This window comes from Bacteriovorax sp. DB6_IX (genome assembly GCF_000447775.1).
In the GTDB taxonomy this organism is placed as follows: Bacteria; Bdellovibrionota; Bacteriovoracia; order Bacteriovoracales; family Bacteriovoracaceae; genus Halobacteriovorax_A.
The window spans coordinates 1-2,649 of the sequence record NZ_AUNJ01000080.1 but is presented as its reverse complement, the minus strand read 5'-3'; the positions used below and the strand labels follow the sequence as shown (position 1 = coordinate 2,649).

The window sequence follows — 2,649 nt, the reverse complement described above, 5'->3', positions numbered from 1 at the left end:
TAAGAACTACTTTAAATCAATTAGTAAAGAGAGAGTTGGTCATGGTATTCCGCTTTGGCCAACAGATGTTGAACTCGAAGTTATTGCACAAACTTGGAGTGAGCATTGTAAACATAAAATCTTCTCTGCAGATATTAACTATTATGAAGGTGAAGAGATTGAAAATAAGTTAGGAAGCCAAAAAATTGAAGGACTCTATAAATCGTTTATTAAATCTGCAACAAGAGAGATTGAAAGAGAAAGAGAGATCGATTGGCTTGTTTCTGTTTTTGAAGACAATGCGGGTATTGTTAGGTATGACGAAAATCTCGATTTAGCGATTAAAGTTGAAACACATAATAGTCCTTCGGCACTTGATCCCTACGGTGGTGCTCTGACTGGAATTCTCGGTGTGAATCGAGATATTCTTGGATGTGGTCTCGGAGCAAGACCAATAGCGAACACGGATGTCTTTTGCTTTGCAGATCCTAAATTACCTCAAATTGGAGATGAGTCTAAACTTCCCTATGGTCTGATGAACCCGGCCCAAATCCTCAAAGGTGTCCATCAGGGAGTTGAGGATGGAGGAAATAAATCTGGAATCCCAACGGTTAATGGAGCAATGTATTTTGATAATGACTATGCTGGAAAGCCATTGGTCTTTGTTGGCACTGTCGGAGCTATGCCTAGAAGCTTATCAAGTGGATTAAGCCACGAAAAGAAGACACCACTTTGCGGTGATTCTATATACATGATCGGTGGAGAGATTGGTGCAGACGGAATACACGGAGCAACTTTTAGCTCATTAGAGCTCAATGAAAGCTCTCCTGTAACAGCGGTTCAGATTGGTGATCCCCTAACTCAAAAAAAGGTCCTCGATTTTCTAATAGAAGCTAGAGATATTGGTCTCTATACATCTATTACTGATAACGGGGCAGGTGGATTAAGTTCTTCTGTTGGAGAGATGGCAACTTTCACAAATGGCGCCAAGGTTATTTTAGATAAATGTCCTGTTAAATATGCAGGCCTTAAGCCATTTGAAATAATGATTAGTGAATCTCAGGAAAGGATGACACTCTCTGTGTCACCTGCTAATGAAGCGGAATTTTTAAAACTAGCAAAGAAGTATGATGTACTAGCAACGAATATCGGTGAGTTTACTGAAAGTGGATATTTGGAGATCTTTTATCAGGATGAGATTGTTGCTAAACTTGATCTTAATTTCTTACATAATATGTTACCTAAGATGAAGTTAGAAGCCTATTGGGATGGACCAAGAGAAAGAGATGACTGGTACGGTGCTATCAAGAAAAAGCAAATGCCTCGAGAACTAGATAATCGTATGCTCAATAATATTGTCAAAGATATCATCTCTTCTCCAAATGTAGCTTCAAAAGAAAATCTTGTCAGAAAATATGATCACGAAGTTCAAGGAGCTACTAATATTAAACCATTTGTAGGGAAAAAATCTGATGGTGTGAATAATAGTGGTGGGATTTGGTTATATCCGCATGGGGGAGAGAGTCATAATGGTGCGCTAGTAGGATGTGGGCTTAATCCAAAGATTTCTCTTTATGATCCTTATGTCATGGGGTTGGTCGCTGTTGATGAGGCGATTAGAAATATCGTATGTGTCGGTGCTGATCCTGATTATATCTCTCTTTTAGATAATTTTTGCTGGCCAGACCCTGTTAAGTCTCAAACAAATCAGGATGGAGATTACAAACTTGGACAACTCGTAAGGACAAATGCTGGACTATATGATGCTTGTAAAGCTTATAGTGCACCGCTTGTGAGTGGAAAGGATAGCATGAAGAATGACTTTAGAGGGAAGAACCGAAGAGGTGAAAAACTAAAGATTTCTGTACTCCCAACCCTTCTCGTCACGAGTCTTGGAAAATATAATATTGAACATACCGTAACATCTGATTTTAAAAAACCTGATCATCTAATCTATCTTTTAGGTAATAATTCACTAGGACTCGCTGCAAGTGAGCTGGCCGATCATTACTTTATTGAAGATTTAAAACTACCCAAAATAAACCCTGTCCAAAATGATAAATTCTATAGGCAATATTACAGTGAACTCAAGAAAGGAGTTTTCCAATCTGCCCATGATATTTCTGATGGTGGAATGATTACTACACTTCTTGAATCATGTTTTGGAAATAATATTGGAGCAAAAATAAACTTAAAAGAGCTCAATACAGAACTTGTTACTTCTCTCTTTAGTGAAACCGCAGGTCGATTTGTTGTCTCAATAGCAAGGGATCAAGAGGAAAGAATTCTCAAAGAATTTAAAGACTTTCATCCTGTAAGAATTGGTGAAACAAAGCTTGAGCCGACTTTGCAGATAGAGTCTTGGGAAGGACAGTTCCAGCTCGATATACCCGTGATGAAAGAATCATGGAAAGGGGTGTTTTAATGAGAGATGTCAATATTAGGGCCTTAGTTCTTTTTGGAGATGGAATAAATTGTGAAAGAGAAACTGCTCTAGCTTTAACTCACAGTGGTGCTGATGCAAGAGTTATTCATATTAACGATCTTTTAGCTGAACCAAAACTTATGAGGAATTATGATCTTCTCGCTATTCCGGGAGGATTCTCTTTTGGCGATGAGTTAGGAAGTGGAAAACTTCTTTCTTTAAAAATAAAAAAAAGGCTAATGTCG

2 protein-coding genes are annotated in these 2,649 nt (G+C 38.2%); both read left to right on the top strand.

Annotated features, from left to right (window positions below; translation table 11 throughout):
- Positions 1-2,404 (top strand): AIR synthase-related protein (locus M901_RS02560; protein ID WP_021276598.1); only part of this gene is annotated, 2,404 nt, incomplete at its 5' end.
- The coding region (locus M901_RS02555) for a phosphoribosylformylglycinamidine synthase subunit PurQ (RefSeq protein WP_021276597.1) at positions 2,404-2,649 on the top strand (246 nt) is incomplete at its 3' end. The genes M901_RS02560 and M901_RS02555, both read left to right, overlap by 1 nt.